General features: G+C 62.7%; 5 protein-coding genes. 3 read left to right on the forward strand and 2 right to left on the reverse strand.

What is annotated here, in order from left to right:
* Both EN984_RS16435 and EN984_RS16440 read right to left on the reverse strand, forming a co-directional pair.
* On the reverse strand, positions 1–2703 hold a 2703-nt coding region (locus EN984_RS16435; protein WP_127372740.1), incomplete at its 3' end, for a [protein-PII] uridylyltransferase.
* 79 nt (positions 2704–2782) lie between these two features.
* A complete protein-coding gene (locus tag EN984_RS16440) occupies positions 2783–3601 on the reverse strand; it encodes a glycosyltransferase family 25 protein (RefSeq protein ID WP_127269992.1) in 819 nt (272 codons plus the stop codon).
* A gap of 185 nt (positions 3602–3786) precedes the next feature.
* Here EN984_RS16440 and EN984_RS16445 point away from each other — a divergent pair, with 185 nt between their 5' ends.
* From EN984_RS16445 to EN984_RS16455, 3 genes are all read left to right on the forward strand, one after another.
* The gene (locus tag EN984_RS16445; protein WP_127276217.1) at positions 3787–6291 is read left to right on the forward strand and encodes a heavy metal translocating P-type ATPase; all 2505 of its coding nucleotides are present in this window, start codon (positions 3787–3789) and stop codon (positions 6289–6291) included.
* A 43-nt stretch (positions 6292–6334) separates the two neighbouring features.
* Positions 6335–6727, forward strand: coding sequence for a DUF305 domain-containing protein (locus EN984_RS16450; protein WP_127271334.1), 393 nt, complete (start codon positions 6335–6337; stop codon positions 6725–6727).
* Positions 6728–6811: 84 nt separating this feature from the next.
* Positions 6812–7161: aldo/keto reductase (locus EN984_RS16455; protein WP_164765492.1), on the forward strand; the 350-nt coding region annotated here is incomplete at its 3' end.

Below are 7161 nucleotides of genomic sequence, written 5' to 3' on the forward strand. Positions count from 1 at the left end.
GTCTATCTTCTGGCCAGTGAGATCGGTGACATAGAAAGTGTCGATGACCTTTTCGCCGAAGGTGGTGATGTGGGCCGATGCGATGTCGAGCGACAGGTCGGAAAGCGTTCCGGTGATCTCCGACAGCAGTCCCGGCCGGTCGAGGCCCTCGACCTCGATGACCGAAAAACGGTTCGACAGCGTGTTGCGGATTTCGGCGCGCGGCGGGATCTTGAACACCTTGGAGCCGCGCCGCGGCTTGGTGCGCTTCTCGATCATTTCCGGCAGCCAGCTCTTGCCCGACAGCACGTCCTCGATCAGCCGGCCGACACGCTCGGCACGCCGGCGCTCATCCTCGTCGCGATCGAATTCTCTGCTGATCAGGATCGTGTCGAGGGCGCGGCCATCCGACGTCGTGAAGATCTGCGCGTCGACAATGTTGCCGCCGGCTCCGGCGCAAGCCCCGGCGATGACCGAGAGCAGACGGGGGTGGTCCTGCGCCAGCACGGTGATTTCGGTCACCGCCTCGAACTGGTGGGTCTTGACCATGGTGGCAAGCTTGTTGCCTGACACGTCGGCTTCGCGGATGAACTCGGCATGGCGCAACTGGTCTGCGAGATCGACGGTCAAAAGGTAATTCTCGTAGTGTTGGCCGACATAGCGCTTGCGGGCTTTGTCCGGCCAGTCGGCAAGCGCCTCGGCCAGGCGCTCGCGCGCCGCCGCCGTGCGCTGCGCGCGCGACACTTCCGAAAACCCGCCGGTCAGCAGCAATTCGGTCTCGTAGTAGAGCGTGCGCAGCAGCTGGCCCTTCCAGCCGTTCCAGACACCGGGTCCGACGCCCCTGATGTCGCAGACGGTGAGGATCAAAAGCAGCTTCAGCCGCTCGACCGACTGCACGATCGCGGCAAAATCCTCGATGGTCTTGCGGTCGTTGAGGTCGCGGGTCTGCGCCGTCATCGACATCACGAGGTGGTTCTCGACCAGCCAGGCCACGGTTTCGGTATCGGCAGGCGACAGCCCCATATGCGGGCAGATGCGACGGGCGATCCTGGCCCCGGCCTCGGAATGGTCCTCCGGCCTGCCTTTGGCGATGTCGTGCAGCAGTACGGCGACATAGAGCGCCTCGCGGCTCTTCTTCAGGCCCGGCATCAGCGTGTGCGACAAGGGGTGGACCTTTTCGCCGTCGCCGCGCTCGATCTCGGCCAGCACGCCGATGCAGCGGATCAGATGCTCGTCCACCGTGTAGTGGTGGTACATCGAGAACTGCATCATGGCGACGATCTTGCCGAAATCCGGGATCAGCCTGCCGAGCAGTCCGGCTTCGTTCATGCGACGCAGATTGAGTTCGGCATTGCGATCCGAGGTCAATATGTCGAGGAACAGCCGGTTGGCCTCCTCGTCGCGCCGCAGCGACTTGTTGACCAGGCCGAGCGAACGGGTCAGCAGCTTCAGCGCGTCAGGGTGGAATTCCAGACCGTGCTTGTCGGCGAACCAGAACAGCCTGAGCAGATTGACCGGATCGCGCTCGAACACCTGGTCGTCGGCGATGTTGATGCGGTGGTTGTCGACAATGAAGTCGGAAGTACCGGCCAGCTTGCGCTTGCGCCTGGAGAAAGTCAGGAAGATGCGGTTGAAGCCAGGTACGTGCTTGGCCTGCTCCTCCTCGAGCGCGGCGCAGAAGATGCGGGTCAGGTCGCCGACGTCCTTGGCAACGAGAAAGTAGTGCTTCATGAAGCGCTCGACCGCCGACAGGCCGGGGTGTGTGGTGTAGCCGAGCCGTTCGGCGATCTCGCGCTGGATGTCGAAATGCAACCGCTCTTCGGCCTTGCCGGTGAGGAAATGCATGTGGCAGCGTACCGCCCACAGGAAATCCTCGGCCTTCTGGAACTCGCGGTATTCGCCCTCGGTGAAGACGCCCTTGTCGACCAGTTCCTCACCGGTGCGCACCCGATAGAAATATTTGCCGATCCAAAACAGCGTCTGCAGGTCGCGCAGGCCGCCCTTGCCGTCCTTGACGTTGGGCTCGACCAGATAGCGGCTTTCGCCGGCCTTGGCATGGCGGTCATCGCGTTCGGCAAGCTTGGCCTGGACATATTCGGGGCCGGTCGTGCGCACCACCTCATGGTCGAACCGCAGCATCAGTTCATCATAGAGCTTTTCCTCGCCCCACAGGAAACGTGCTTCGAGGATCGAGGTGCGAATGGTGACATCGGTGCGCGACAGGCGCAGGCATTCGTCGATGTTACGGGTGGCGTGGCCGACCTTCAGCCCCAGGTCCCACAGCATGTAGAGCATGTATTCGACTGTCTGTTCGCCCCACGGCGTCTGCTTGTAGGGCAGCAGGAACAGAAGGTCGATGTCGGATCCGGGCGCCAGCGTTCCACGGCCGTAGCCGCCGACAGCGACAACGGCCATGCGCTCCGCCGAAGACGGGTTCTTGACCCGGTAGACATGGGTGACGGCGAAATCGTAAAGCGCCCGGATGATCTCGTCCATGAGGTGCGACAGCCGCGCCGCGCAGGCGCTGCCGCCGCCATCGTCCATCAGCATGCGTTCGGCAATGGCGCGCCCTTCCGCCAGTCGTCCCTTGAGCAGTTGGAGCACGCCATTGCGCGCGACCTGCCCGGAGCCGTCGCCCGCCGTGGCCGCGGTCAGCGCGGTCATCTCGCGGCGCAAGGCTTCGCCGTCGATCAATTCGTCGAGCTTCAGGGAGATTCTTGCCATATACCCAGCCGGCCTTGCCGTTTCGGCGGCGTCTATAGCGCGTTTTCGCGGCGCTGGGTATGGGGCGTTGAAAGCCGGTTCAAGACCCGGCTGAGCTCTGGCTCGGATAAGTAAATGGAATGACCATTCTCCGCTTCAGTCGACAGAAATCGGCAATGCGCTTGCCTATTCGCCGAGCCTCGGCTTTTACCTTCGCTATGGCTGTCTTTCTGCGTCTCCCGGTCCCGGCGGCGCACTGGATATCGCGCTTTTCCCTGAGCAGGCTTGGCAATTGGAGCGCCCTGTCGCCAAGGAACTGATCTTGTGCGCAGAGCGCAGGAACAAGCTGATAGATCGTCTCGCCTCGCAAAACCGAAAACTCGGGGTTGAAGACAAGGTCGTCGACAGCGATGCCGATCTCCTCTGTGGCCTTGATCAGGTCGAGCGCGGTTTGCCTGGAGATGATGTAGCCGGCGGTTCCTATATGTCCGGCGTCGAGTTTGGATGTGGAAAAGCCGTGACCGATGGCAATGCGCTTGCGTCGGATCACGGTCTTGCAAAAATAGCTTTCGAGCTTGACGACTTCGGCATCGGCTGGAATCCAGTCGCTGTCGCGAAGCAATGCGCCGGCTTTCGCGGCAAAGACGATGTCGTCCTCGAAGATTGCCCCGTAGCGAGCGTCGCCTTGCGCGATGGCGGCCCAGCAGGCCCGGTGACTGAGCAGGCAGGCGATCTCGCCGTCAGTCAATGGCAGCCTGTTCCGATATCCGACATTTTGTGGCAGCTGGTCCAGGTCCGGCCGATCCCGTGCGTCGATGGCCTGAACGCGTTCGAATGGGACGCCGATGCGGACAAACTCCGCCGTCACACGGGCAAGGCGATCGGGAGACCGATCGAGATTGATGACCAGACGCTTCATTGCCAAAGAAAATCTCACCCCCGGGACGCTCGCTCTCTAGCAGGCGTGGTGTTGCCGCGTGATACTTTTTTTGGGGAGGATGGACGCGCCGTCGACCGGAAAAGAAAGTCGAAACAGCCCTTGACCTTCCAGTTACTGGAAGCCCTATCTCCGCGTCACACACCGACCCATCGAGGCATTTTCGAATGACGCATTCCGATCACGATCATCACGCGCATGGTAGCTGCTGCTCGACAAAAGGCGCCGTGCCCACCACGAAGAGCGTCGTCCGCGACCCGGTCTGCGGCATGACTGTCGATCCGGTCGCCGGCAAGCCGACGGCCGAGCATGATGGCCATCCCTATCATTTCTGCAGCCAGGGCTGCCGCGCGAAATTCGTCGCCGAGCCGGAAAAATTCCTGACGGCCACCGATCCGGTTTGCGGTATGAGCGTCGACCGCGCGACAGCCAGGCACTTTGCCCGCCACGAAGGCCAGGGCTTTTACTTCTGCTCGGCCGCCTGCCAGGCGAAATTCGAGGCGGAGCCGCAAAAATATCTCGGCGACAGGCCGGCACCGCAGCCGATGCCCAAAGGCACGCAATACACCTGCCCGATGCATCCCGAAATCATCCGCGACAAGCCAGGATCCTGCCCGATCTGTGGCATGGCGCTGGAGCCGATGGGCGTACCAACGGGCGATGAAGGGCCAAATCCCGAGCTGGTCGATTTCACCAGGCGGTTCTGGGTGAGCGCTGCCTTGTCGATCCCCCTTCTGATCATCGCCATGGCACCCATGATCGGCCTGACGTTTGAAGGTCTGGTCGAGGACCGGGCAAAAGTCTGGATCGAACTGGTCCTGGCAAGTCCGGTGGTGCTTTGGGCCGCCTTCCCCTTCTTCCACCGCGGCTGGGACTCGCTCGTCAACCGCAGCCCCAACATGTGGACGCTGATCTCGCTCGGCGTTGGTGCTGCCTATCTCTACAGCGTCGTCGCCACGCTGTTTCCGGATATCTTTCCGCATCAGTTCCGCGGCCATGGCGGTGCGGTACCGGTCTATTTCGAGGCTGCTGCCGTCATCGTTGCGCTGGTCTTCCTTGGCCAGGTGCTGGAGCTCCGCGCCCGTGAAAAGACCGGCTCGGCAATCCGCGCATTGCTTGATCTCGCGCCGAAGACCGCGCGGCTGATCGCCGCCGACGGTTCCGAAAGCGATGTGCCGCTCGATGCGGTCAAAGCCGGCGATCGCCTGCGCATACGCCCCGGTGACGCCGTGCCGGTCGATGGCACGGTGCTGGAAGGGCGATCCTCGATCGACGAATCGATGATCACGGGCGAGCCGTTGCCGGTCGAGAAGGTCGAGGGCGATGCGCTGACCGGCGGCACCCTCAACAAGAATGGTGCGCTGATCATGCGCGCTGAGAAGGTCGGCGCCGAGACGACGCTGGCGCGCATCGTCGATCTCGTCGCCAAGGCGCAGCGCTCGCGCGCCCCGATTCAAGGGTTGGCCGATCGCGTTTCTTTCTACTTTGTCCCGGCCGTCGTCCTTGTCGCGATTGTCGCTTTCATCGCCTGGGCCGTGTTTGGACCCGAGCCCAGCCTGATCTTTGCCATCGTCTCCGCGGTGTCGGTGCTGATCATCGCTTGCCCCTGTGCGCTCGGCCTCGCCACGCCGATGTCGATCATGACCGCAACCGGGCGCGGAGCGCATGCCGGCGTGCTGATCAAGGAGGCCGCAGCACTCGAACGCTTCGCTTCCGTCGACAAGCTGATCGTCGACAAAACGGGTACGCTGACCGAAGGCCGGCCGAAACTGACCGATGTCGTCACGGCAAACGGCTTCTCCGAAGAGGAATTGCTGGCGCTTGCCGCCGGTCTGGAGAAGGGGTCGGAGCATCCGCTGGCTGAAGCCATCGTCGACGGCGCTGCTACACGCGGCGTGACCGTTGCCGAGGCCAGCGCCTTCGAGGCGGTCACCGGCAAGGGCGTGTCCGGTTCGGTCTCGGGAAAGACGGTCGCGCTCGGCAATGCTGCGATGATGGCGGACCTTGGCGTCGACATCGCATCCATCTCGGCCAAGGCCGAGGCGCTGCAGCTCGAAGGCAAGACGGCGATGTTCGTCGCTGTCGACAAGAAGCTGGCCGGCATCGTCGCCGTCGCCGACCCTATCAAGGCAACGACGGCCGAGGCGATCAAGGCTCTGCATGAAAGCGGCTTGCGCATCATCATGGCGACCGGCGACAATGAACGCACGGCCAACGCGATCGCCAGAAGCCTCGGCATCGACGAGGTCCGCGCCGGCCTGCTGCCGGAACAGAAGGCAGCCCTTGTCGAGGAACTGCGCGCAACAGGCGCCGGTGTTGCCATGGCCGGCGACGGCGTCAACGATGCACCAGCGCTTGCAGCTGCCGATGTCGGCATCGCCATGGGCACTGGCGCCGATGTCGCTGTCGAAAGCGCCGGTATCACTCTGGTCAAGGGCGACCTCAACGGTATCGTGCGCGCCCGCACGCTGGCGCAGGCGACGATCCGCAACATCCGCCAGAACCTGTTCTTTGCCTTCCTCTACAATGTGCTTGGCGTGCCGGTCGCCGCCGGCGTGCTCTATCCGCTCACCGGCACGCTTCTGTCGCCGATGCTGGCGGCGGCGGCGATGAGCCTGTCTTCGGTGTCGGTGATCGCAAACGCGTTGCGGCTGAGAACATTGAAACTCTGATCCAAGCCCCCAAATACGAAACCCATCCAACAGGAGACCATGAATGACCTTCGCCAAAAAACTCGTTCTGCTGCTGATGGCGGCCGGAATGCTGGTTACCGTCTTCCTCGAAAGCGTTCCGGCGCAAAGCGAAGAGATGAAACACGACATGGGCGCCATGGCGGCGGATGCGACCAGCCCTTCGACGGAAGGCTACAAGGCGGCGATGGACAAGATGCATGCCGACATGATGGCGTCCGACTATACCGGCAATGCCGATGTCGATTTCGTCAGAGGCATGATCCCGCACCATCAGGGTGCGATCGACATGGCCAAGGTCGAACTCGCCAATGGCAAGGATCCGGAAATCCGCAAGCTGGCCGAAGGCGTCATCGCCGCGCAGGAAGCCGAGATCAAGCAGATGCAGGCCTGGCTCGCCGCCCATCCGGTGAAGTAAGTCTTCAGCCATCGTCAGCGCGGCGAGAACGCCTCTGGATTTCTCGTCCAGCCTGTGATGCGATCGGCCTAAATGGAGCCCGCAATGCCGTCGACCATCAGAACCACCAAACTGCCCTCAGGCGAAGCCGTTCAGGTGCTTGGCCAGGGCACATGGAAGATGGGCGAAGATATCAGTCGCCGCGCCGATGAGGTGAATGCCCTCAAGCTCGGCCTCGACCTCGGCATCACGCTGATCGACACCGCTGAAATGTATGCCGGCGGCGGCGCCGAGGAGGTGGTGGCCGAGGCCATTGCCGGGCGCCGCGACGAGACCTTCCTGGTCTCGAAAGTTCTGCCATCGAACGCTTCGCGCGTGGGCGTGCAGCGCGCCTGCGAAAACAGCCTGAAACGCCTGCGCACCGACCGCATCGATCTCTATCTGCTGCATTGGCC

Source organism: Mesorhizobium sp. M7A.F.Ca.CA.004.12.1.1 (genome assembly GCF_003997835.1).
Lineage (GTDB): Bacteria > Pseudomonadota > Alphaproteobacteria > Rhizobiales > Rhizobiaceae > Mesorhizobium.

Excerpts from the sequence above, each read along its gene's own strand:
- EN984_RS16450 (WP_127271334.1), top strand. The coding sequence starts at position 6,335 with ATGACCTTCGCCAAAAAACTCGTTCTGCTGCTGATGGCGGCCGGAATG.
- EN984_RS16445 (WP_127276217.1), top strand. The coding sequence starts at position 3,787 with ATGACGCATTCCGATCACGATCATCACGCGCATGGTAGCTGCTGCTCG.
- EN984_RS16440 (WP_127269992.1), bottom strand. The coding sequence starts at position 3,601 with ATGAAGCGTCTGGTCATCAATCTCGATCGGTCTCCCGATCGCCTTGCC.